Source organism: Actinacidiphila glaucinigra (assembly GCF_035918135.1).
GTDB classification, from domain to species: Bacteria; Actinomycetota; Actinomycetes; order Streptomycetales; family Streptomycetaceae; genus Actinacidiphila; species Actinacidiphila glaucinigra.
On record NZ_CP109144.1, the window covers coordinates 8,230,059 to 8,252,450 of the forward strand.

The window sequence follows — 22,392 nt, forward strand, 5'->3', positions numbered from 1 at the left end:
CTGGAGCTCGCCGAAACCATGAACCAATCCCTTGGCAGCCGTGTGCCCGCTGACGGCGGCGGAGTCGACGTCGACCGGAAGGCACTGTGGGTGATCCGAGAGCTGGGTCTGCCCGCCATCGTCAGAGCATGCGTCTCGTGCAGGTCCACGCGTCACCGGCCCACCGGGAAGATCCGCGTGAACGCGAGCGGCAAACTCCTCGACGTCTGGTTGCTGATCGGCTGCGCGCTGTGCGGCCGCACGTCGAAGATCCCCGTCCACGAGCGCGTCCATGTGCAGGCGCTCGAGAGCGAGCGGCTGCTGATGTTCGAGAACAACGATCCGGTCATGGTGCGGCAACTGGCGATGGACGGTGCGCTGGCGGGCAGGGCCTCGTACCGGCTCGACTGGAGCGGCACATGGGAGCTGGAGACCGACATGCCCTTCCACCGGCCCGACCCCGAGCGACCGGTGCCGCTCGAGGTCTTCGTCAGATTCGAACTCCCTGCGCCCGTGCGGGTCGAGAAGCTGCTGATGACCGGGTTCGGCCTGAGCCGGTCCGCCGTGCGGGGCATGGCCGCGTCCGGGCGGCTGCGCCTGCCCATGGCCGTCGACGCGAAGGCACGCGAGGACTTCACCTTCTACGTCGTCACCACACCGCCGCCGTCACCCGGTGCGCCGGCGGGCGGGGTCCGGGGACTCACCTGATCGGCCGCCACGTCGGCCCCGCTCGTGCCCCGGCTCGGCGGGGCCGCCGACCGATTCCCTCGTGGATCGTCGCCCCGCCGGTCGGCCTGCGAGCCGTGACGGGCACAGGCGTCCTCGCACCGCATCGGGACGCATGGGAGCGGTCGTCCTCGACGTGGGGCGCGGCCTGGATAGCCTCTGGCCATGCCGAGTTTCGAGATCACAGCGATAGGAACGGTCCGGAACGACAGGACGGACGTCCAGCACACGGACAACTGGGGTGCCGTCCGCAGCACGATCACCGTCGACGAGCGCTTCGGCGAGGCCTGCCTCCAGGGACTGGAGGGCTTCTCCCACGTGGAGGTCCTCTTCGTCTTCGACCAGTTCCCGGAACAGGACGACCACCGTGAACCCCGCCCCTACCGCGGCCGCTCCGACCTCCCGCCCGTCGGCGTCTTCGCCGGCCGCGGCCCCCGCAGGCCGAACCGCATCGGGGTGACGTCCTGCGCCATCGAATCCGTCCGCGGCCGCGAACTGACGGTGGTGGGCCTCGACGCGGTCTCGGGCACCCCGGTCATCGACCTGAAGCCGACGATGGAGGAGTTCCGCCCGCTGAACGTCAAGCAGCCGGAGTGGGTCAGCCGTCTGATGTCGGAGTACTTCCGGCCGTAGGACGCGGCGACAAGGTGATCGGTGCTCGGCGGGGCCCGGGGAGAGCGCGCAGGTGTGCGACACCGTGCGGCAGTCATGGACACGCACACGGGCTGGTCGGGGGTCCGGGAACGTGTGATCGCGGTGGAGGAGGCCGAGTGCCGGGCACGGGGCCGGGGGACTTCTCCGTACCCGTTCCTCGATCCTGTCCTGACGGCCGCCGAGATCGCCGAGGTCGAGGGCCAGTACGGTGTCGAGCTCCCCGAGGAGTACCGCACGTCAGCACACAGGCCGGAACCGCTGGGCCGGGCCGCTCATGGGCGGGTTCGCGGCATCGAGGCCGTCGTCTCAATCCACCAGGCCGGGAAGGCACCCGCACCCGGGGTCGAGGGAGCGCCACGCGTCCGGCGGCCTGCTGACGCCCTGCGTGAGCAGCCACGTCGTGGCCCGCACCAAGCCGCGCGCCGAGTCGACGGGAGTGACGTAGGTGTGCTCGCTCACGGCGAGGGTGTGCCCGCCGCAGTCCGTTTCGCGGTCGCACGGCACCCTGACCTCCGCCTCGACGTCCCATGGCGGACCCCAGCGCAGATCCCAGAGGCAGCGCCGCGGGAAGTACAGCCGTGCGTGGAAGGACACCTCGGGCCGCTCGGCGCAGCCGAAGACCCCCGCGAGCACGTGGCCTTCGAGGCGGAGGTACTCCAGGACGCTTCCGGTGCGGCCGGCACGGACGCCGAGGTGCCCGGCCAGCCGGGAGACCAGCGCATCGGCGGTGGTCAGCGCTCCCGCCACCGCGTCGGTGTCCTCAAGGTCCGGGAACACCCAGTGCACATCGCCTCGGCTGAGCGGGATGGCCTCCTCCACAGGGGCAAGTGTGACCCCACGTCTGAGCGAGGCCAAGACCACGCTCACAGGCGCCGTCGGATACGTTTCGAGGTCGGCCCGCGACCGGGGGAGTGCCCTGGGTGGAGCCTTCGAGCCGAACCGGCTGGGCGCGGCGACACGGGCCACGCCGCGGCGGGTCCCACCCGATGCGGGCGCTCGCCGCGGCGCCGGACTGCGACCCCGGGAATGAGAGCGGCCACCGGCTGATCTGCCCGACGGGGGCGGTCCGGCGTCTCGACGGGCCCCGGGCGGACCGGAAGCCGCACTCGAACCCACCCCCCGGAAAACACGTGGCCCCTCCACCGCCTCACGTGCCAAGGTGATGCCACCGAAGGGGTGTAGCTCAGCCCGGCCAGAGCAGCGGACTCCAAACCCGCATGCCGCAGGTTCAAATCCTGCCGCCCCTGCAAACGATGGACGCGGCCCCTGCCGCACACGAGCCCCGTTCGCAGCGCGAACGGGGCTCGTCCCGTGGGGGGAGCGCGGTCAGGTGCGGGTGGCCGTCACGCACCCGGCCGGAATGTCGTCGATGGCCTCGCGCTTCGCGTAGGGGTCCAGTGACGTCCCCTTCGGCGCCTTGGCGGCCTCCGCGTGGTGGAGGGGGTGGACGTAGCCGTCCTCCGGGGCCCCGCGGTCGGCGTTGACGACGCGCCGCTCGCTCCCGCGCAGGGCCAGGCGCGGTGGTATCCGGTGACCTGCTGGAACTCGGGGCGGGGCCGGACCCTCGGGCGCGGCGACGGCGGACGTGCCCCGTGCCGGGTCCGTCCGAGGGCGGTGTCCACGATCGTGCGGGAAGGGCGTTCCGCCTGCGCCGGCCCGCGGCGGTTTGGTTGAGTGTGTGCCGTGGACGCTCAGGTGTGGACGTCACTGCTCGGTGTCGCGCTCGGCGGCGGCTTCTCCTTCCTGGCCCAGATCACCGCGGGCCGTCAGGCCGGCCGGAGCGAGGCCAGGCGCCGGCAGGCGGACGTGGCAGAGGCCCGCAGGGCGGAACGGCTGGAGCTGCTGCAGGAGTTCATCGCCCTGGCGCAGCAGGGGGTACGCCTCGCCGAGCAGCGGGAGGGCGCCGGAGGCGACTGGGAGACCGCCGCGACAGCGGAGTGGCGGGCGGCGGCCCTGGGGCTGATCGACCGGATGTGGGTGTGCGAGCGGATGATCGGGGTCGTCTTCCCGGCCGATTTCTACCGCCGCGCCTGGGCGTACGGGACGGCGGTCGACCAGGTGCTGTGGCGAGAGTACGCCCACGCCGAGGTGTCGTTGCACGACCACGTGCGCGGGGCGCAACTGGCGTTCCTGGAGGCGGCCCGCGCGCAACTGGGCCGATGAACCGTACGGTGTGCCGCCCGCAGACTCAAAGCCGGACCGTGAGCTCCACGGTCACGTCGTCCCCGGCCGTGATGCCCTGAGGACGGCGCACGGCGTCCTTCAGCGGCAGCAGGTAACCGCCGTCCTTGGGGAAGAGCGACGTCGTGAAGGCGGTGCCGCCGATGCGGGCCTCGACGGGGATGACGCCCCAGCCGTAGGTGACCGCCGCGGCCACCTCGTGGATGTGCGCGGACTCCTCGTCCGGCAAAGTCGCGAAGTAGTACGGCGAGGGTCCGCGCCACTCGATCACGCGGCCGGCGAACACGAGCTCCATGAGGTCCGTCCTGTTCCTGGAGGGGCGGCAAGACCGCCTCAGCCTACCGACGACCCCCGGAGGCGAGGGGGATAGGTCCGTTTCCGGGGCGACTGATGGGGTTTCAGGAGTCAAACTAATTGCCGATCGATTCACTTCCCATGGGTGAAACCGCAGGGCGACAACGTGACTTGAGCCTAGAATGGGGACTCCGCGATCACCCCGCGTCCAGGGCGTGGGCAGGACTGTGAGGGACCGGATGAGCCAGGAGCGAGAGCCGCTGCCGACCGCGATCGACACCGGGATTCCCAGCGTCGCCCGGATGTACGACTTCCTGCTCGGGGGCAAGGACAACTACGCCATCGACCGCGAGGCCTCCGAGGAGCTGCTCAAGGTCGTCCCGAGCACCAAGGAACTCGCCGTCAACAACCGCAGGTTCCTGCAGCGCGTCGTCGGCGTGCTCGCCCGCGAGTACGGCATACGCCAGTTCCTGGACCACGGGTCAGGCCTGCCGACTCAGGACAACGTCCACCAGGTCGCCCAGCGCGTCGACCCGGCCTCGCGCGTCGTCTACGTCGACAACGACCCGATCGTGCTGGCGCACGGCCGCGCGCTGCTGGAGGAGAACGAGAACACGGCCGTCATCCAGGCCGACTTCCGGGACACCGACGGGATCTTCGGTCACCCCGAGGTGGAGCGGCTGATCGACTTCAGCCGGCCGGTCGCCGCGCTGTTCGTCTCGGTGATGCACTGCATCCCCGACGAGGACGACCCGGCGGCTCTGGTCAGGCGCGTCGCGGAGCGACTGGCCCCGGGCAGTTTCCTGGTGGTCTGCCAACTGGTCAGCGAGGACAAGTCGGTGCGCGACTTCGTCACCGAGTTCATGGACGCCAGCACCCAGGGCAACTGGGGCCGGGTCCGCCAGGAGAGCGACGTCCACGACTTCCTCGACGGACTGCAGATCCTGGAGCCGGGGCTGGTCGAGGTGTCCACCTGGCGTCCGGACACCGACCTGGCGCCCCGTCAGGCCACGCAGGAATGGATCGAGTTCGGCGGGGTCGGCCGCAAGGCCTGATCGCCTCGGGGGTCCCGGGCCGGAAGGCCGGCCCGGGGGCCCGCGTCAGCTCACGACAGCTGCTTGAGGAAGTCGCGCAGGAAGCCCGGCGTGCGGACCGGCGGCTCGGCCTCGGCGCTGAGCCGGTCCATGACGGCCAGGTAGTTGTCGACGTCGTCCTGCTTGTCCAGATACAGCGAGCTGGTGAGCTGCTCCAGGTAGACGATGTCGGGCAGGTCCGGCTCCAGGAAACGCAGGATCGTCACCGGTCCGCCCGCGGTGGCGAGGCCACCGACGCTGAACGGCGCGACCTGCAGCGTCACGTTCGGCATCGCGGCCGCCTCGATGAGCCGCTCCAGCTGGCGGGACATCACCTCGGCGCCGCCCAGCGGACGGCGGAGCGCCGCCTCGTCCACGACCGCCCACAGCCTGGGCGGGTTGGCCCCGTTCAGCAGGTGCTGGCGCTCCATGCGCAGTGCGACCCGGCGCTCGACCTCGACCCCGGACGCCCGGGGGTGGCCCAGCCGGATGACGGCGCGGGCGTACTCCTCGGTCTGCAGCAGGCCGGGGACGAACTGCACCTCGTAGGTACGGATGATGGAGGCGGCCTCCTCCAGGCCCACGAGCGTCTCGAACCAGCCGGGGAGCACGTCGGCGTAGCGGTGCCACCATCCGGGCGTGTTGGCCTGCCGGGCGAGCTTGAGGAAGTCCGCGCGCTCGGTCTCGTCGGTCACGCCGTAGAGGGACAGGAGGTCGGCGACGTCCCGCTCCTTGTAGCCGACGCGGCCCAGCTCGAGACGGCTGATCTTGGCGTGGGAGCCGCGGATCGAGTCACCCGCCGCTTCACGGGTGATGCCCCGGGACTCCCTCAGCCTCCGCAACTGGGTGCCGAGCACGATACGCAGAACCGTCGGACCACCGCGCGGGTGCTCCAGGTACTGCCTTATCGACGGTTCGTTGCTCGGCCGCGTCGCGGTCATGCCGACTCCCGTGGTGACTGGGCGGACCGCCAGTGTCTCACTGAGTGGCGCCCGAATACAGCCGCATCTTATGGCATGCCGACGTTTTGTCAGCCCGTCATGTCATCAAAGTCGCCGTCCTTCACGCCGCCGAGGAAGGCCTCGATCTCCGCGCGCGTGTAGACGAGCGCAGGTCCGCCCGGGTGCCGGGAGTTGCGCATCGCGAAGCCTCCGCCGGGCAGCGCCGTCAGCTCGACGCAGTTGCCGCTGGGGTTGCTCCGGCCGCTCTTCCTCCAGACCGCGCCCTCGATGTCGGTGGCCGGTACGCCGTTGTCGAACTCCCGCATGGCTACGCCTCCTTGACGCGCCATCTGCACGTGCAGATGCACGTGCAGATGTACTTACTCTTGCACTTACGACTGTAATTGCAGATGTGCTTGCACGGGTAGGGATCCGACGGGGATAGTGGTGGACGCAGACAGCACCGCGCCCCCCGCCCGACAGCTCTGCGGAGTTCCCGATGACCACGCATCCGGCGATCCCCCTCGACTACGGCCTGACCGAGGACTCAGGGTCACGCTTTGCCGCGTGCGGCCTGAGCGGTGACCTCCATGCCGCAGGCTCCGCACGGCAGTTCACGCGTGCCACCCTGAGCAACTGGGGGATGCTCGCGATCGTCGACACCGCCTCGATCGTGGTGTCGGAGATGCTCACCAACGCCGTCCGCTACGGCCTCGACGACCCGGCGTACGCACCGCTGTCCAGTCGGCCGGTCTGGCTGGGCCTGCTCCGCCGCGAGGAGGCCGTGCTCTGCACGGTCGCCGACCCCGGCACGGGCATCCCGGTGGTGAAGGAGCCGGACTGGTTCGCCGAGACGGGGCGGGGGCTGCACATCATCGACTCACTCAGTGAGTCCTGGGGGTGGACACCGCCCGACGAGGCGGGCAAGTCCGTCTGGGCGCTGATCTCGGCGCCCATGTGACTTCCGCCCCGCGGCGTCGCGCAGAACGGACGCCGCGGGACGGGGGAACGGGGGAACGGGGGCCAGAAACGCCGCGGCGGGGCACCGGGGGGATGCCTCGCCGCGGCCGGACGGCTCTCCGCTTCGTTTCGCCGGGCCCGGCCGAACCGGCCGGGCCCGGACTCCCCGAGCGGGGCGTGACGAGGACGACAGTCGCGCGCCGTCCCCGGGGACGGTTCGTGACCGCGCCTTTGCCTTTCCGGGGAAAGGAATTCACCTCTCGTTGACGCACCGCCATTTCCGGCCGCCCTCGGCCCGAAGCCGCCGGCCGGCCATGTGTTAGCGTTCCCGAGGTTCACGCGCGACAACGACGTCAGATGCTCCGGGCCGACGGACGTGACGCGTCCGCGACGGAAAGCCCCTGGTCCAACGGGTGGCGCTCTCGGAGCCCGGCGTGGCACGCCCGTTCTCCGAGTTCCACAGAAAAGCACTGCGAATCATGCAAGAAAGCCGCGCGGTCTGGCTCCCCTATCGGTCCGGTGAATTTCCCGGCCCGCTGCCCGACACCCTGTCGTACCACTTCTGGGACGGCCTTTCGGCCTTCCCGTCCGATCCCCGGGACGTACGGTTCGCCGTCGTCCCGCCCGTCCCGGCCAAGCAGCACGAGATCCTGGACCGACTGCTGCGCCGTGCCGAGCGGCTGGAGGTCCTGCAGGTCCTCAGCTCCGGGCACGACTACCTCGCCCCCTTCCTCGGGCTGCTCCCGTCCGGCAGCCGCGTCGCCACGGCCAACGGTGTGCACGGCGAGGCCACGGCCGAGCTGGCGGTGACACTGCTGCTGGCGTCCGAGCGCGGCCTCGACGACTTCTCCCGCCGGCACGCCCTGGGCCAGTGGCGGCCCCGCGTGTTCCCCACGCTCTCCGGCAAGGAGGTCCTGGTCGTCGGCCAGGGCGCGGTCGGGAAGGCCGTGGCTGCCAGGCTCGCCCCGTTCGGCTGCCGGGTGGTCAGGCTGGCACGCACCGCGCGCGACACGGCGGACGGCCACGTGCACGGGTTCGCGGACCTGTCCTCGCTGCTTCCCTCCGCTGACGCCGTCGTATTGTGCGCGCCCCTGACGGACGAGACCCGCGACCTGATGGACGCGTCCCGCCTCGCCCTGATGAAGGACCGGGCGGTCCTGGTCAACGTGGCCAGGGGGGAGATCGTCGACACGCAGGCGCTGGTGCGGGAGGCCGGGCGCGGGCGGCTGCGCGCCGCCCTGGACGTCACCGCGCCGGAGCCGCTGCCCAGCGGTCACCCGCTGTGGTACCTGCCCGGCATCCTGATCACCCCGCACGTCGGGGCCTTCACCGACGCCTTCACCCCCGCCTCCCTCGCCTTCATCGCGCAGCAGTTGCACCGCTACGCGCACGGCGAGCCCCTGGTGAACGTCCTGCCCCAGATGGCGGCGGCGCACTGAGCGCCGGCGGCCCCCGCGGAAACCCCCCGGGGCCGGCCCGCCCGGCGCGTCACCCCCAGGGGGCGGCGTGTTCCGCCATAAGGAACTGGCCTGGCCTGTCGCGGCGCCCGCCGGGCGCCGCGTTGGTGAGATGTCCGGATGGAACTGCGGGAGTTGCGTGTCTTCGTCGCCGTAGCGGAGGAGGGCGGGATGTCGGCCGCGGCGCGGCGGCTGCACGTCAGCCAGTCGGCGCTCTCGCAGACCGTCACCGCGCTGGAGCGGCAACTCGGCGTCAAACTCCTGGTGCGGTCCAGTTCCGGGGTGCGGACGACGGAGGCCGGGGCGACGCTGCTGTCCGAGGCCCGGGCCGTGCTCGTACGCCACGACCAGGCCGTACGGGCGATGGCGGCGCTGACCTCGCACGGGGAGGGCACCCTGCGTCTGGGCGTTCCGCTGGAGTTGCCGCCCGACCTGCTCACCCCGGTGCTCACCGAGCTGTCCCGGGCGTACCCCGAGACCCGGGTGCAGGCCCGCCATCTGTCCACGGCGGCTCAGCTGGAGGCGCTGCACGCGGACGAGCTCGACGTCGGACTGATGCGTGAGCGCCCGGCCGGGCCGGAGTTCGACGCGATGCTGGTCGTCAGGGAGAACCTCGGGGTGCTGCTCGCGGCCGAGCAGGCGGCCGAACTCGCCGGCCCGCACGGCGTGCGCCTGGAGGCCCTGGCGGGGCTGGAGTGGGTCGGCTTCCCCCGCGACGGGAGCCCTGCCTGGTGGGACGAGCTGACCTCGGTGCTGCGCAGCCACGGTCTGGACGTGGGTCCCGAGACGGGCGCGGTGGAGCCGCTGATCGCGGAGGTGAAGCTGGCGGCCGTGATCACGGGGCGGGCGTTCGCGCTGGACCCGCCGAACTGGGCGCAGCCGATCCCCGAGACCGTCATCTGGTCGCCGCTCGTCGGGGATCCCCTGGTCCGCAGGACCTGGGCCGTGTGGCCGTCCAGCTGCCGCCGGCGCGACCTCGGCCATTTCATCGCCGCCTTCGAGCAGCCGGCGTCGCCGTAGTCGTCCGGCTACGGCGTGGGCGTGGACCCGGATGCGGAGGCACGGTGCCGGTGCCGGGCCGCCTTGGCGTTGTTGCCGCAGCGCTCCATGGAGCACCACTTGCGCAGCTTCCCGCTGCCGGGGTCGAGGTAGACCATGCCGCAGACCTCTGCCGCGCAGGTGCCCAGCCGCTCCCGCAGGCGCGGGTCGGTCACCAGCGCGATCAGGTCGCGGGCGACGACCGAGAGCAGTTGGGCGGACGACAGCGGTTCCGTACCGGCGGCCGGACGCCCCTTGGAGTCGACGCGGAGACGGGGCGCCGGCGGCTCGACGCGCGCCAGGTCGTTGAGCCGACCGACGGACTCCGGCCGCGGCGCGCGGCCGTCCACTGCCGCGGTGGCGACGTCGGTGGCGGCGGAGCGGAGTTCGTGGAGGGCCCCGAGCAGGGCCGTCCGGTCCTCGCCGTCCCGCACGGTCAGACCGACGCCCTGGCACCAGGCGCGGAGCCGGTCGTGGTCGCCCAGTCGCTCCACGGGGGTGCTCGGGCGGCGGCCCACGGTGGCGACGAGGTCGAGCGACAGCGAGCCGGCATCGAAGCGCAGTTCACGGACCCTGGCCGTGACGCGGGTGCGGGGAGTGGCCGGTGCGCGCTCGCTCATGCGACAATAATAACCCTATGGGCGGTTACTAAGCCATCGGCCGAACGGGGAAGGGAGCATGCCATGCGCATAGCGGTCGTCGGAGCGGGCGGTGTCGGGGGCTACTTCGGCACCCGTCTCGCGCAGGCGGGCAACGAGGTCACCTTCGTCGCCCGCGGCAGGCATCTGGAGGCGATCCGCGCCAACGGCGGTCTGGTCGTCCGCAGTCCGCTGGGGGAGTTCCGGGCACCGGCCGACCGGTTCGTGCCGGACATCGGCGACGTCGGCCCCGTCGACGTGGTGCTGGTCGCGGTCAAGTTGTGGGACACCGAGGACGTCGCGGAACGGCTGCGCGGCCCGGCCGAAGCGGGCGCACGCGTGATCTCCCTGCAGAACGGCGTCCGGAAGGACACCGTCCTGCGCCGGCACCTGCCGCCCGAGGCCGTGTGGGGCGGGGTCTGCTACATCTCCGCAGTCATCGAGGAGCCCGGCGTCGTCTCCCACCGCGGGACCATGCAGAAACTGGTCTTCGGCCCGTACGACGGCGGGGGGACCGCCCGGGCGGAGGAGTTCCGCGCGGTGTGCGAGAAGGCCGGCGTCGACGCGGAGGTCAGCGCCGACATCGCCCGGGTCGTGTGGCAGAAGTTCGTGTTCCTCACGGCGCTGTCGGGCACCACGTCGGCCGTGCGACAGCCGATCGGCGTCGTCCGTGCCGACCCCGCGACGCGCGGGCTGCTGCGCGACGTCATGGCGGAGGTCGTCGCCGTCGGCCGGGCCTCGGGCGTACGCCTGGAGGAGTCCTTCGTCGACGAGCAACTGGCCTTCTGCGACACGTTGCCCGCCACGATGACCTCCTCCATGCACAACGACCTGGAGCAGGGCAACCGCCTGGAACTGCCCTGGCTCAGCGGAGGCGTCGCCGACCTCGGCCGGGAGCTGGGCGTCCCCACGCCCCGCAACCGCACCGTGGCCGACATCCTCGCTCCCTACGTGCCCGGCCGGCCGCGGGTGCCGTGACCGACCGCGGCCGGGTGCGGTCCTGCGCCGCCGGCGGGGTAGGCGTATCGGGCAGTCACCGGAGGGGAGAGGGAACATGGCCGAGGATGTCGCCGGGATCGTGCGCAGGGTGGTCGCCGGGTGCGCGCAGGTGCCGCCGGAGGAGATCGGGCCGGACACGACCTTCGCCCAGCTGAGCCTGGGCGACCGGGCCAAGCAGCGTGCCGCCGACGCCGTGGAGCGCGAGGTCGGCGTGATGCTGCTGGCCGACGAGGTCGAGCGGATGGGCACGGTAGGGGACCTGGTCGAGCACGTGGCCGGCAAGCGCGCCGAGCAGGAGGCCGCGGAGGCCCCCTGACGGACGTGCTCCGAGCAGGCGCCCCCGGTGCGGCCCCCGGGCGGTCAGGCGGGAGCGGAGGAGGCCGCGTGGACGCGGATCTTCGACTGCCCGTGGCCGCGCAGCTCCCAGTCGTCCATGAAGCGGGCGCGCAGCCCGTGCCGGGCGGCCAGCCCCACCAGCGTCTCGGTGCGGTAGTAGAAGTCCTCGCGCAGCACGTGGTGTTCCTTGCCCTCGGTGCGGTCGAACGTGAAGTCGAACCACCCGTCCGGGGCCAGGATCCGGGCCACGTGGGCCAGGCACTCGTCGATGACCTCCAGCGGCGAGTGGGAGAAGACGCTGTGCGCGTGGACCACGTCGAAGTGGCGGTCCGGCAGGAAGTCGAAGGTCAGGTCGTGGGTGAGCGTCAGGTACGGCAGCTTGGGCTGCAGGCCCTGCGCGGTCACGGTGCGTTTGGCGGCGATCAGGATGTCGGGGGAGATGTCGATGCCGTAGTAGTGGCCCGCGTCGAGGTAGGCGATGAGGAGCCGGCCCGCGCGCAGGTTGCCGCAGCCGATGTCCAGCAGCCGGTGCCGCGGCGACAGGCCGTGTTCGCGCAGGTAGTCGAACTGCATCGCGCCCAGCGCCAGCCAGCGCTCGTGGCTGCCGCTGCCGACGGCGGCCTCGGGGTCGCGCGCGGTGTCGCTGGCCATGACGGCCCGGTAGTACGCCACGTGGTCGCGGTGCCGGCGGGCGAGCCAGCGGTCCCGTGCGGCGCGGCGCGCGTGCGCGGCGACCCTCGTGGGGTGCCGGAGGGCGTAGCCGACCTGGTGGGTGAGGCTCGTCCGGTCGGCCCGGAGGTTCTTCCTGGTGGCCATGCGGGTGCTCCCTCGGAGGGTCACGGGGCAGGTGTGCTTTCGTCCCCTCCCGGGAGGCTGCCACGCGGCGCGCTCGTCGTTTCCCCGCCGAACGGGTGGTGCGGGTACGTGTGCGGGGCGCCCCCGACCGGGGCGCCCCGCACACGACGGACCCGGGTCAGCCGGTGAGGCGGTTGATCTGGCGGAGCTTGTTGGTGGCGTCGAGGGCCGCCACCTTGTACGACTCGGCGAGTGTCGGGTAGTTGAACACCGCGTCGACCAGGTAGTCGACCGTGCCGCCGCAGCCCATCACCGCCTGGCCGATGTGCAGCAGCTCCGTGGCGCCGGTGCCGAAGCAGTGGACGCCCAGCAGGGTGCGGTCCTCCGTCGACACCAGCAGCTTCAGCATGCCGTGCGAGTCGCCGATGATCTGGCCGCGGGCCAGCTCGCGGTAGCGCGAGATGCCCACCTCGAAGGGCACGTTGTCGTCGGTGAGCTGGTCCTCCGTACGGCCGACGAAGCTGATCTCCGGGATCGTGTAGATGCCGATCGGCTGCAGCCCGTGCATCGCGTTCACGGGTTCGCCGCAGGCGTGGTAGGCGGCGAGCCTGCCCTGCTCCATGGAGGTGGCCGCGAGTGCCGGGAAGCCGATGACGTCTCCGACGGCGTAGATGTGCGGCACGGAGGTGCGGTAGTGCTCGTCGACGGATATGCGGCCCCGCTTGTCGGCGGCGAGGCCCGCCTTGCCGAGGTCGAGGGCGTCGGTGAGGCCCTGCCGTCCGGCCGAGTACATGACGGCGTCCGCGGGGATCTTCTTCCCGCTCTGCAGGACGGTGAGGGTGCCCGTCGGATGCCGTTCCACGGCCGCCACGGTCTCGCCGAAGCGGAAGGTCACGGCGAGGTCCCGCAGGTGGTACTTGAGCGCCTCGACCACCTCCACGTCGCAGAAGTCCAGCATCCCGTCACGCTGTTCGACCACCGTCACCTTGCTGCCCAGCGCCGCGAACATCGAGGCGTACTCGATGCCGATGACACCGGCGCCGACGATGACCATGGAGCGCGGCACCCGGTCCAGGTTGAGCACGCTGTCGGAGTCCATCACCGTGCGGTCGTCGAACTCCACGGTCGACGGGCGGGCCGGGCGGGTACCGGTGGCGATGACGATGTTCTCGGCGGTCACCAGCACCTCGCGGCCGGACGGGTCCTCCACGGCGACCGTGTGGTCGTCGGTGAAGCGGCCGGTCCCGGTGAGCATGGTGACGCGGTTGCGGGAGAGCTGACTGCGGATCACGTCCACCTCGCGGCTCACCACGTGCTGGGTGCGCGCGGTGAGGTCCGCGATGGTGATGTCCTCCTTGAGGCGGTAACTCTGGCCGTACAGATCCCGCTGGGTGAGCCCGGTCAGGTAGAGCACGGCCTCGCGGAGCGTCTTGGACGGGATGGTGCCGGTGTGGATGGAGACCCCGCCGACCATGTCGGGGCGGTCGACGACGGCGACCCGGCGGCCCAGCTTGGCCGCGGCGATGGCGGCCTTCTGGCCACCCGGGCCGGATCCGATGACGAGCAGGTCGAATTCGGTCACCGGACGAGTCTGTCAGGCCGCGGCGCCCCCGGGAAAGGGCTGACGGCGATGCGGCCGGTACCGTCCCCGAGCCCCCCGGCACGGGTACGTGACCCGTGCCCGGGGGCCCGCCGGGGGACGGGGTGTGCGGGGTCCGGCCGGACCGGGGTTCGACGGCTCGGGGTTCAGCGGCGGAGCTTCCGCGGTGGAGGTTCCGCGGCTCGGGAGTTTCAGCGGGTCTGGGCGGGGGTGACGACCTCGGTGATACCGCGGGCGGCCAGGTGCGCCGCGTCCGCGGCCCGGTCGGCCAGCACCAGGGCGGGCCGTACGCCCTGGGCCGTCAGCGCCGCCCAGGCCTCGAACACCTCGCCGCCGGGGGCGCAGCCGGCCCGCCGGGGGGCGGTCAGGCTGTCGCCCACGTCGACGACGAGCGCGGTCGTCCGGGGCCGCGGCGCGTACCCGCGGTCGCGCAGCTCCGCCACGGCACGGGCCACGGCGGTGCCCGCCGGCTTGACCTCGCGGTCGTTGGTGAGGAGCCCGAGCGTGTACTCGAGTTCGGGGAAGTCGGCGAGGGACCGGGCGACGTCGTGCGAGCACCACCAGGTCACCCCCCACACCTCCGCGCAGTCCAGGGCGCCCGCGAGGGTGGCGGTGGCGAACGCCGCCGCGTGCTCGGGCGGCACCACGGGCGCGGGGGCGCCGACCTCCTGCAGCCAGACCGGGCGGTGCGGATCGGTGGCCCAGGCCTTGGACAGCTCGATCATGTACGCCGCGTGGTGCTCGGTGGCGACGCCCGCGTGGCCGTGACGCTGGGCCGTGCCGTTGAAGACCCAGGAGTGGACGGCGGTCGCGAAGCCGAGCCGGGCGGCCTGCGCGGGGGTGAAGGCGTGGTCGTCCTGGTACCAGGCGGCGTCGTACTCGGCGTGCAGGTGGAGCTTGCCGGGGGCGCCCCGCTCGCACGCGTCGAGCATGAGGCGCAGCCAGGCGTCCGCCTCGGCCGGGCCGATGGGGTCCGGGTCCGGATGCGGCGGGCCGGAGAACTGGTTGATCTCGTTGCCGACGGTCATGCCGAGGAAGTTGGGCCGGTCGGCGAGCGCGGCGGCGAGGGTGCGCAGGTACTCGGCCTCGGCGGCGACGACGTCCGGGTCGGTGAAGATGTTCCGGCGGTGCCAGGTGGCCGTCCAGGAGGGCAGGAAGTCGAAGCTCGACAGGTGGCCCTGCAGGCCGTCCACGTTGACGTCCAGGCCGTGTTCGGCCGCGGCGTCCACCAGCGCGACCAGCTGCTCGACGGCGCGCGGCCGGATCAGGGTGCGGTTGGGCTGGAACAGCGGCCACAGGGGGAAGACCCGGATGTGGTCCAGACCGAGGCGCGCGACGGAGTCCAGGTCGGCGCGGACGGCGTCGAGGTCGAAGTCGAGCCAGTGGTGGAACCAGCCCTGGCTGGGCGTGTAGTTGACGCCGAAGCGCGGTGTCATGGCGGTTCCCGTGTTCGTACGAGCTGGGTGGGCGCGCGGCGGCATTGCCGGTGGTCGCGGGGCGGTCGGGGGATCCGTCCCGTGATCGGCGCGGCTGGGGGAGTCGCCGCCGCGCGCCCACGACAAGGTGGCACCGCGCCCCGGGAAAGTCAACTCGCCTCTCTCATTTGTTCTTTGGGGCGAAGAAGTGGCAGGTCGACGGTGTGCGACCGGAATTCGGGCGTCAGCACTAATGCGCTTTAGGGACGTGTCGCTCAAGCGCTTTAGTACGCGCCCTTCCCCGGCTGGGGGATACTGGTGCGCGCGTCGCGCCGCCCGGCGCCCGGCGCGCACGACGTCACGCGGACGATCCGAGGGGGCCCACGATCGCGGCGCACGAGCCACCGGTGGAGCCGCCGCACGCTGCCCGGACCGGTCGGCGCGTCCCCGCCCGGCGCCCCACGATGAAGGACATCGCCCGGCGGGCCGGAGTCTCCGAGAGCGCCGTGTCCTTCGCCCTCAACGACCGCCCCGGGGTCTCCGAGACCACCCGCAACCGCGTGCGCAGGGTCGCCGACCAGCTCGGCTGGCGGGCCAGCACCGCCGCGCGGGCCCTGTCGGGGGAGGGGGCCGCGACCGTGGGCCTGGTGCTAGCCCGCCCGGCGAGCTCACTGGGCATCGAGTCGTTCTTCCTCCAACTGGTGTCGGGTATCCAGGAGGTGCTCTCGGAGCGCCACCTCGGCCTGCTCTTCCGGGTGGTCGCGGGAGCGGAGGAGGAATGCGCCGTCTACCGCAGGTGGTGGGCCGAGCAGCGGGTCGACGGCGTCATCGTGGTGGACCCGCGGATCGGTGATCCCCGGCCGGCCCTGCTGGACTCCCTGGGCCTGCCCGCGGTGGTGGTCGGCGGCCGCGAAGTCGACCGCGAGCCGCAGGAGCCCGTCCCGTACCCGGTGATCTCCACGGTCCGGGTGGACGACGCGGCCGCCATGGGCGCGATCGTCGAGCACCTCGCGGGGCTGGGCCACCGCAGTGTCGTGCACGTCGCGGGCCTGGCCGGCCTGGCGCACACCACGCGCCGCGTCGCCTCGCTGCGGGCCGGGGCCGCGCGCCTTGGGGTGTCCGCGGTCCGCTCGGTCACCACCGACTACTCCGAGGGCCAGGGCGCCGAGGCCACCCGCCTCGCGCTGGCCGGGACCGAGCCGCCCACGGCGATCATCTACGACAACGACGTGATGGCGGTCGCGGGCGCCGGTGTTGCCCTCGGCATGGGCCTGTCCGTACCGCACGACCTGTCCGTCGTCGCCTGGGAGGACTCGGCGCTCTGCCGCGCCACGCACCCCCGCCTGACCGCCCTGGACCGCGACGCGACAGCCTTCGGCCGGCGCGCGGCGGCGGAACTCGTCTGCCTGCTCGGCGGCCGCCCGGCCCGTGACGTGGCCCAGCCGACCCCGGAACTCGTCGTCCGCGACAGCACGGCGCCGCCGCGGCGCGGCTGAGCGCCCGGCCGGGCACGTCGGGCGGTCAGTCTCCGGATATGCCGAAGAAGCCGACGTGGGTGGCTTCTCCGTGTGTGTGCAGGAGCACATAGTGTCCGGTCCAGCGCAGCTCCTGCTCGCCGATCAGGGTCATGTCCTCAGCCCTGCGTGACCTGCGTGACCTGCGTGACCTGCGTGACCTGGGGGAGGAGGAGTCCTTGGCACGTGCCATGGCGTCCTCGAACTGCTGCGGGGTCGGCTCTTCCGTCCCGAAGTGGTGCACCAGCCTTTCGGGGCGCAGCGGGCGCAGCGTGTAGTGGTCCCAGTCGCCCCTGCCGGGACCCGCGGGTGCGTCGACGATGCGGTGGACGTCCAGTATCGAGTGGGTGCCCGACTCCGCCATGGACTCGTCGGCGTAGAGCGCCGCGCGATCGCCGTACTCCTCACCGTCGCCGTAGAGCTCCTGGAAGACCTGCTCGTGCAGCGCTTCGAGCGTGGCCTCGACGCTCCCGCGGTACGGAGTGACGTAGTCCCAGCCGGTGGCGCCCATCGCCTGTCTCCCATCGTCAGCGATCATCCCGCCTCACGGTAGGGCGTCGGTCTGACAGCGAGGATGCCGGCGTGCCGCGTGCGGCGCGGGTCCGCTCAGGCCGGTACGTCCGCGGTGGGGCGGGGCCGGGCGCTGGGGCCCGGGGTGCGGTCGACCTCTTCGGGGGCGCCGATCACATGGCCCTCTTCGCAGACCAGCCGGGCCCGTACGGGCGCGCCGCAGTCGTGGTGGGTGGCCAGCAGCGCGGGGCCCTCGGGGTCGGCGAGGTACTTGTCGCCCCACTGCCGCAGCGAGGTGAGCAGCGGGTAGAGGTCCCGGCCCTTCTCGGTGAGCACGTACTCGGCACGGCGCCGGGCGCCGGGCTCCTGGTAGGTGTGCAGTTCGAGGAGCCCGTGGCCGACCAGGCCGCCCAGCCGGTCCGCCAGGACCGAGCGGGAGACGCCGAGGTGGTCCTGGAGGTCGCTGAAGCGCCTGATCCCGCGGGTGACATCGCGAAGGATCAGCAGCACCCAGGACTGGCCGACGAGCCCGACGGCCCGCCCGACGGAGCAGTTCGAGGTGTCCTGGTCGAGGTATTCCATGCTCCGGATCCTACCTGAGTTCTCAGAAAGAACTCAGGCGTGGTAGCGTGCCCGAGCAAGCTAGGTTCGAAAGTCGAACTCAGCTGGGAAGGGAACAGCTCATGAGGAGCCCGAGCGCCGCCATGGACCAGGCCGTCAGTGCGGGTGCGGCCGACGCCGCGACCACCGTGAGGACACCGGACCCGGGGGAGGCGGGGAAGCGATGGATCGGCTTCGTCGTCGCGAGCCTCGGCCAGATGGCGATGTTCGTGAACATCACCCAGACCACCGCCGTCCTCGCCCCGCTCCAGCAGGACCTGCGGGTGTCCGGCGCCCAGCTGGTGTGGATCGCCGGGATCTACTCCATGATGGTGGCCAGCTTCGTGCTCTCCGCCGGGACCGTCGGCGACCGCTTCGGCCGGCGGCGCGTCTTCGCCCTCGGCATGCTGCTGCTCGGCGGGGGCAGCCTCGTCACCTCGCTGGCCTCGGGTGCGTCGGGCGTCATCGTGGGCCAGGCCCTCATGGGCCTCGGCGGCGCAGCCATCCTGCCGAACAGCCTGTCCCTGGTTACCGGCATGTTCGCGGAGCCGCACGCCCGGACCCGGGCCGTCGGCATCTGGGTCGCCGTCTCCGGCATAGGCCTGGCCTTCGGGCCGGTGGCCGCGGGGCTGATCCTCGAGCGCTGGTCCTGGCACGCGGTGTTCCTGGTCAACGTCGTCCTGGCGGTGCTGGTCCTGGTGCTGACGCCCCGGTTCGTCACCGAGAGCCGGCAGCCCGGACGCCACCTCGACCCGCCCGGTCTGGTGCTCGCGGTCCTCGCCATCGGCGCGCTGAACTACGGCCTCGTCGAGGGAGGCCACACCGGATTCGGCACCACCCACGCGATCACGGCCTTCGCGGTCGCCGCCGCCTCGCTCGCCGCCTTCGTCGTCCACGAGGCGCGCACCCCTACGCCCATGCTCAAGCTGCGGCTCTTCCGCGGCCGCTCCTTCGCCACGGCCAACGTCGTCGCGATGATCGCCCAGTACGCCTTCGTGGCCACCGCCTTCGCCCAGGTGCTGTACTTCGAGCGGATCCGGCACGAGTCCATCCTCGACGCGGGCCTGCTGCTCCTGCCGCTGATGGGCTCCTATGTACTGGTCAGCTATGTGGCCGCGGCGATCGCCCGCCGCATCGGCTTCAAGGCGACCCTGGGCATCGGCGCCCTGCTCGCCTCGGCGGGTACCCTGCTGATGACGGCCCAGACGCCCACCTCGTCGACGGAGGTGATCGTGCTGCTGATGGCGATGTTCGGTGCCGGCGCGGGCCTGGTCCTGCCGCCGAGCACGGCCGTGGCCGTCATCAGCGTGCCGCAGACCGACGGCGGCATGGCCAGCGGCACCGTCAACCTCTTCCGCCAGGTCGGCGGCACGCTCGGGGCGACCGTCACCGGCACCGTGCTCACCAGCGGCCTCGCCTCCCGGCTGCCCGGCGAACTCTCCGACCGCGGCGTCCCCTCCCGCCTCACCGACCAGGTGACCCAGGCCGTCGGCACCGGCGCCCAGGGTTCCACCCTGCCGGCCGCGCTCCGGGACACCGTCACCGAGGCCGTCGGCGGCGCCTTCACCGGAGCCCTGCACCTGGCCGTGCTCATCCCCGGCGTGGGCCTGGCGGCCGCCGCCGTCGCCGCCCTCGTGCTGGTCGGCAACCGGCCCGCTCCGCAGGCTCACTGACCCCGCCCGCGTCACAGGAGAACAGGAGAGAGCCGCGATGACGGAGACCACAGACCCGGACCTCGACCCTGAGGCCGCCGGAGCCTTCCTGCGCGCCGTCGGGCTGCACTACGACACGATCAGCGCGCAGGAGGTCACCGCCCACCTGGAGGCCACCGAGGAGCACCACACCCCGTGGGGGATCACCCACGGCGGCCTCTACTCCACCGTCATCGAGAGCGTGGCGAGCGTCGGCGCCTCCTACGCCGTGCGGTCCGAGGGCCGGTTCGCCGTCGGCGTCGGCAACCAGACCGACTTCCTGCTCCCGTACGTCAGGGGTCGCCTCGACGTCCGCGGCACTCCCCTCCAGCAGGGCCGGAGCCTGCAGCTGTGGCTGGCGGTTATCACCGACGCGGCGGGCCGGCCGATCGCCCGCGGCCAGGTGCGGCTGTTCAACCGCTCCCTGCCCGTGTGACGGCGGGCAGGGAACCCGGGGCAGGGAAGCCGGAGCAGGGAACCCCGGGGCAGGGAAGCCGGGCGGTGCCTCCGGGTGGCGGCCCCGCTCCCGCGCTTCAGGCCGCCGGGCGGATCTCCTGCGTGCAGCACTTGATGCCCCCGCCGGCCTTGTGGAACTCCGTGAGGTCGACGGGAACGGGCACGTAGCCCCGCCCCGCGAGCTGCTCGGCCAGCCCCGTCGCGGCGGGCGCCACGAACACGTGCCGACCGTCCGACACCGAGTTGAGACCGAACGCCAGCGCGTCGTCGGCGGTGGCGACGACCGCGTCGGGGAACATCCGGCGCAGCACCTCGCGGCTGCCGGAAGAGAACGCCTCCGGGTGGTACGCGATGTTCGCCGGCCCGCCCGCGGCCCCGTCGTCGAGGACGAACAGCGCGGTGTCCAGGTGGTAGAAGCGGGGGTCCACCAGTTGCAGGCCGATCGTCGGCACACCGAGGAACTCCTGCACCTCGTGGTGTGCCGCCCGGACGGTGCGGAAGCCCGTACCGGCCAGGACGAAACCGCCGACCGGCACCAGGTCGCCCTCCCCCTCGCAGACCGAGACCGGGCGGTGCACGTCGAAACCCGCCGCCTTGAACCAGGCCGCGTACTCCTCGGCCTCCGGCCGGCGTTCGGGCGCGTGGAAGGACGAGCCGAACACCCGCCCCTCCACCACCAGCGCCGAGTTGGCGGCGAACACCATGTCGGGCAGCCCCGGGACCGGCTCGACGGACTCCACCGTGTGACCGTGCTCCCGGTAGGCCCGCACCAGCGCGGCCCACTGCTCCCGGGCGAGCGCGGTGTCGACCCGCACGCCCTCCCGCATCCACGGGTTGATCGCGTAGCGCACATCGAAGTGGTCCGGCGGGCAGACCAGATAACGCCGGGGGCGGGCCACACGGTTCTCGGGCACGGCGAACTCCTCCGCTTCCTGCGGTAAGGCCGGGGGAACGGCTCAACGGTAGGAATCGGGGGCCGTGGACGACAAGATCCGGACGCTGCGCGCACACGCAGCGATGCTGCGTCGACGAGCCCTTCAACGCAGGTCTGCTGCGCCCTCCGCGGCGGGCCGCGCCGCCCCCGCCTCAGGGCTGTCGGGCAGCAGGTGCGACAGCACCATGTAGCTGATCGTCTTCCGGATGAAGGGCTCGGTCCTGATCCGCTCCAGGACCTCCTCGAAGTGCTCGACGTCGGTCGCCCGGACGTGCAGCAGGGCGTCCGCGCCGCCGGTCACCGTCATCGCCGCCGTGATCTCCGGGTGGTTCCTGACGACCTCGGCCAGCCGCCGGGGCGGCGCCGCGCCCTCGCAGTACACCTCCACGTACGCCTCCGTCCGCCACCCGAGAGCCGCGGGCCGGACCGTGGCGGTGAACCCGGTGATGATCCCGGACTCCCGCAGCCGGTCCACCCGCCGCTTGACGGCGGTGGCCGACAGGCCGACGTCCGCGCCGATCTCGGCGAAGCTCGTCCTGGCGTTCGCGATCAGAGCCGCGACGATCTTGCGGTCGAGCTCGTCGAACGGCACGGGTCTGTGGACCATGCCCCGCTCCTTCCGTCAGCCGTCCTGCTGGGCCGCGACCAGGGCGTCGCCGGTCTCCGACCGGTAGTAGAGCACGGAACGCCCCGCCCGCCGGCGCCGCACCAGACGGGCGTCGAGGAGCACCTTCAGATGACGTCCCACCGAGCCCAGCCCCTGGCCGGTCAGGGCGACCAGCTGCGTCGTGCTCATCGGCGTCGCGAGGAGCACCAGGACGGCGGCGCGCGCCGGGCCGAGCAGCGAACCCAGCGCCTCGGGAACCCGCTGCCGCCCCGCCTCGGCCAGCGCCCCCGAGCACGGGTAGACCACCGCGTACCGCACGGGCTCGTCCCAGGACACCCACCCGGTGCGCGGGGTGACGGGCACGAACATCAGCCGGGCACCGGACAGGTCGCGGGGCGGGTAGTCCCGCGTGTTGATCTGCAACCGGCCCTCGCCGAGCCAGCGCATCCCCCGGCGCATGTCGTCCAGCGCCTCCGCCCAGCCGCCGCGGCCCAGCTGGGCGGTGCGCGCCACGATGTCGGCCTCGATGACCCGCCGCCGGCGCGGCCAGTCCGGCAGCACCGTGTGCGTCCACACCCAGGCGACGACGTCCGCCGCACGCTCCGGCAGGTCCGCGCGGCGCAGCACGTCGGGGAGCGGTCCGCCGAGCGACAGGGAGAGATGCCGACGGGCGGCGTCCGGCGGGGTCTCCCGGATCCGCGTCAGCTCCTCCTCGAAGCCCGGAGCACCCTCACCGGAAGGCGTGGGGGTGAGGAAGTCGGCGTTCCAGGTGCGCCCCAGAGCGGCACGCACCAGCAACCCGGTCACCGGGTCGGCGGCCAGCCGCTCCCGGTACGCCGGCAGGTGCGTGCCGAGCCACTCGCGCTCCCCGGGGTGCGCGGCCGTGCCCCGGTCGAGCAGCTTGAGGGCCGCGACGGCCTCGGCCAGCGGGGAGACGACGAACCGGCTGCCCACCAGCGTCTCCGCGTTCACCACCCACCAGCCCATGCCCCGC

At 72.5% G+C, this 22,392-nt stretch carries 25 protein-coding genes and 1 tRNA gene; 13 read left to right on the forward strand and 13 right to left on the reverse strand.

The features are described from left to right. The first annotated feature begins 177 nt into the window (after nt 1-177). Complete coding sequence (locus OIE69_RS37365; RefSeq protein WP_326579284.1) at nt 178-687, forward strand: DUF1062 domain-containing protein; 510 nt, start codon at nt 178-180, stop codon at nt 685-687. A gap of 183 nt (nt 688-870) precedes the next feature. Beyond that, nucleotides 871-1,338, forward strand: a complete 468-nt coding sequence (locus tag OIE69_RS37370) for an SAM-dependent methyltransferase (RefSeq protein WP_326579286.1) — start codon at nt 871-873, stop codon at nt 1,336-1,338. 327 nt (nt 1,339-1,665) lie between these two features. On the opposite strand, the gene OIE69_RS37375 is transcribed toward OIE69_RS37370, so the two are convergent. After that, entirely contained in the window at nt 1,666-2,178 is a 513-nt protein-coding gene (locus tag OIE69_RS37375) for a hypothetical protein (RefSeq protein ID WP_326579288.1), read from the reverse strand. 353 nt (nt 2,179-2,531) lie between these two features. Here OIE69_RS37375 and OIE69_RS37380 point away from each other — a divergent pair. Next, nucleotides 2,532-2,606: transfer RNA gene (locus tag OIE69_RS37380), tRNA-Trp, on the forward strand. Between the two features lie 436 nt (nt 2,607-3,042). Continuing rightward, the gene (locus tag OIE69_RS37385) at nt 3,043-3,522 is read left to right on the forward strand and encodes a hypothetical protein (protein WP_326579290.1); all 480 of its coding nucleotides are present in this window, start codon (nt 3,043-3,045) and stop codon (nt 3,520-3,522) included. 25 nt (nt 3,523-3,547) lie between these two features. Here the strand turns inward: OIE69_RS37385 and OIE69_RS37390 are convergent, their stop codons facing one another. After that, complete coding sequence (locus tag OIE69_RS37390; RefSeq protein ID WP_326579292.1) at nt 3,548-3,835, reverse strand: DUF1905 domain-containing protein; 288 nt, start codon at nt 3,833-3,835, stop codon at nt 3,548-3,550. A 238-nt stretch (nt 3,836-4,073) separates the two neighbouring features. Here OIE69_RS37390 and OIE69_RS37395 point away from each other — a divergent pair, with 238 nt between their 5' ends. Next, nucleotides 4,074-4,889, forward strand: a complete 816-nt coding sequence (locus OIE69_RS37395; protein WP_326579294.1) for an SAM-dependent methyltransferase — start codon at nt 4,074-4,076, stop codon at nt 4,887-4,889. 50 nt (nt 4,890-4,939) lie between these two features. Here the strand turns inward: OIE69_RS37395 and OIE69_RS37400 are convergent, their stop codons facing one another. Beyond that, nucleotides 4,940-5,848, reverse strand: coding sequence for a helix-turn-helix domain-containing protein (locus tag OIE69_RS37400; RefSeq protein ID WP_326579296.1), 909 nt, complete (start codon nt 5,846-5,848; stop codon nt 4,940-4,942). An 89-nt stretch (nt 5,849-5,937) separates the two neighbouring features. Continuing rightward, entirely contained in the window at nt 5,938-6,174 is a 237-nt protein-coding gene (locus OIE69_RS37405) for a DUF397 domain-containing protein (protein WP_326579298.1), read from the reverse strand. Between the two features lie 173 nt (nt 6,175-6,347). Here OIE69_RS37405 and OIE69_RS37410 point away from each other — a divergent pair, with 173 nt between their 5' ends. From OIE69_RS37410 to OIE69_RS37420, 3 genes are all read left to right on the forward strand, one after another. After that, nucleotides 6,348-6,809, forward strand: a complete 462-nt coding sequence (locus tag OIE69_RS37410) for an ATP-binding protein (protein WP_326579300.1) — start codon at nt 6,348-6,350, stop codon at nt 6,807-6,809. 478 nt (nt 6,810-7,287) lie between these two features. Further along, a complete protein-coding gene (locus OIE69_RS37415; protein ID WP_326579302.1) occupies nt 7,288-8,247 on the forward strand; it encodes an NAD(P)-dependent oxidoreductase in 960 nt (319 codons plus the stop codon). Between the two features lie 138 nt (nt 8,248-8,385). After that, the gene (locus OIE69_RS37420) at nt 8,386-9,285 is read left to right on the forward strand and encodes a LysR family transcriptional regulator (protein WP_326579304.1); all 900 of its coding nucleotides are present in this window, start codon (nt 8,386-8,388) and stop codon (nt 9,283-9,285) included. An 8-nt stretch (nt 9,286-9,293) separates the two neighbouring features. Here the strand turns inward: OIE69_RS37420 and OIE69_RS37425 are convergent, their stop codons facing one another. Further along, nucleotides 9,294-9,923 carry a CGNR zinc finger domain-containing protein gene (locus OIE69_RS37425; RefSeq protein ID WP_326579305.1) on the reverse strand — a complete coding sequence of 210 codons (630 nt, stop codon included), beginning with the start codon at nt 9,921-9,923 and terminating at the stop codon, nt 9,294-9,296. Nucleotides 9,924-9,986: 63 nt separating this feature from the next. Between OIE69_RS37425 and OIE69_RS37430 the strand changes: the two genes are divergently transcribed. Both OIE69_RS37430 and OIE69_RS37435 read left to right on the forward strand, forming a co-directional pair. Beyond that, nucleotides 9,987-10,919 carry a 2-dehydropantoate 2-reductase gene (locus OIE69_RS37430; RefSeq protein ID WP_326579306.1) on the forward strand — a complete coding sequence of 311 codons (933 nt, stop codon included), beginning with the start codon at nt 9,987-9,989 and terminating at the stop codon, nt 10,917-10,919. 76 nt (nt 10,920-10,995) lie between these two features. Next, entirely contained in the window at nt 10,996-11,256 is a 261-nt protein-coding gene (locus OIE69_RS37435; RefSeq protein WP_326579307.1) for an acyl carrier protein, read from the forward strand. A gap of 44 nt (nt 11,257-11,300) precedes the next feature. Here OIE69_RS37435 and OIE69_RS37440 read toward each other — a convergent pair whose 3' ends face one another. The 3 genes from OIE69_RS37440 to OIE69_RS37450 form a co-directional block, all read right to left on the reverse strand. Next, nucleotides 11,301-12,092 (reverse strand): class I SAM-dependent DNA methyltransferase, encoded by a 792-nt coding sequence (locus tag OIE69_RS37440; protein ID WP_326579309.1) that lies wholly within the window; start codon nt 12,090-12,092, stop codon nt 11,301-11,303. Between the two features lie 157 nt (nt 12,093-12,249). Further along, nucleotides 12,250-13,653, reverse strand: a complete 1,404-nt coding sequence (gene sthA, locus OIE69_RS37445; RefSeq protein WP_089227372.1) for a Si-specific NAD(P)(+) transhydrogenase — start codon at nt 13,651-13,653, stop codon at nt 12,250-12,252. Nucleotides 13,654-13,862: 209 nt separating this feature from the next. Further along, entirely contained in the window at nt 13,863-15,107 is a 1,245-nt protein-coding gene (locus tag OIE69_RS37450; RefSeq protein WP_326579313.1) for a glycoside hydrolase 5 family protein, read from the reverse strand. 443 nt (nt 15,108-15,550) lie between these two features. On the opposite strand from OIE69_RS37450, the gene OIE69_RS37455 reads away from it, so the two are divergent. Beyond that, the gene (locus tag OIE69_RS37455) at nt 15,551-16,582 is read left to right on the forward strand and encodes a LacI family DNA-binding transcriptional regulator (RefSeq protein ID WP_326579315.1); all 1,032 of its coding nucleotides are present in this window, start codon (nt 15,551-15,553) and stop codon (nt 16,580-16,582) included. A gap of 25 nt (nt 16,583-16,607) precedes the next feature. On the opposite strand, the gene OIE69_RS37460 is transcribed toward OIE69_RS37455, so the two are convergent. Both OIE69_RS37460 and OIE69_RS37465 read right to left on the reverse strand, forming a co-directional pair. Next, nucleotides 16,608-17,138 (reverse strand): hypothetical protein, encoded by a 531-nt coding sequence (locus tag OIE69_RS37460; protein WP_326579317.1) that lies wholly within the window; start codon nt 17,136-17,138, stop codon nt 16,608-16,610. 68 nt (nt 17,139-17,206) lie between these two features. Beyond that, nucleotides 17,207-17,692 (reverse strand): winged helix-turn-helix transcriptional regulator, encoded by a 486-nt coding sequence (locus OIE69_RS37465; protein WP_326579319.1) that lies wholly within the window; start codon nt 17,690-17,692, stop codon nt 17,207-17,209. 101 nt (nt 17,693-17,793) lie between these two features. Here OIE69_RS37465 and OIE69_RS37470 point away from each other — a divergent pair, with 101 nt between their 5' ends. Both OIE69_RS37470 and OIE69_RS37475 read left to right on the forward strand, forming a co-directional pair. Further along, a complete protein-coding gene (locus OIE69_RS37470; RefSeq protein ID WP_326579321.1) occupies nt 17,794-19,383 on the forward strand; it encodes an MFS transporter in 1,590 nt (529 codons plus the stop codon). Between the two features lie 37 nt (nt 19,384-19,420). Next, complete coding sequence (locus OIE69_RS37475; protein WP_326579323.1) at nt 19,421-19,837, forward strand: PaaI family thioesterase; 417 nt, start codon at nt 19,421-19,423, stop codon at nt 19,835-19,837. A 97-nt stretch (nt 19,838-19,934) separates the two neighbouring features. Here the strand turns inward: OIE69_RS37475 and ddaH are convergent, their stop codons facing one another. The 3 genes from ddaH to OIE69_RS37490 form a co-directional block, all read right to left on the reverse strand. Continuing rightward, nucleotides 19,935-20,771: a dimethylargininase gene (gene ddaH, locus OIE69_RS37480; protein WP_326579325.1), complete on the reverse strand. Its 837-nt coding sequence runs from the start codon at nt 20,769-20,771 to the stop codon at nt 19,935-19,937. Nucleotides 20,772-20,894: 123 nt separating this feature from the next. Then, nucleotides 20,895-21,398 (reverse strand): Lrp/AsnC family transcriptional regulator, encoded by a 504-nt coding sequence (locus OIE69_RS37485; RefSeq protein WP_326579327.1) that lies wholly within the window; start codon nt 21,396-21,398, stop codon nt 20,895-20,897. 15 nt (nt 21,399-21,413) lie between these two features. Further along, nucleotides 21,414-22,385 carry a transcriptional regulator gene (locus OIE69_RS37490; protein WP_326579329.1) on the reverse strand — a complete coding sequence of 324 codons (972 nt, stop codon included), beginning with the start codon at nt 22,383-22,385 and terminating at the stop codon, nt 21,414-21,416. Between the last annotated feature and the right edge of the window lie 7 nt (nt 22,386-22,392).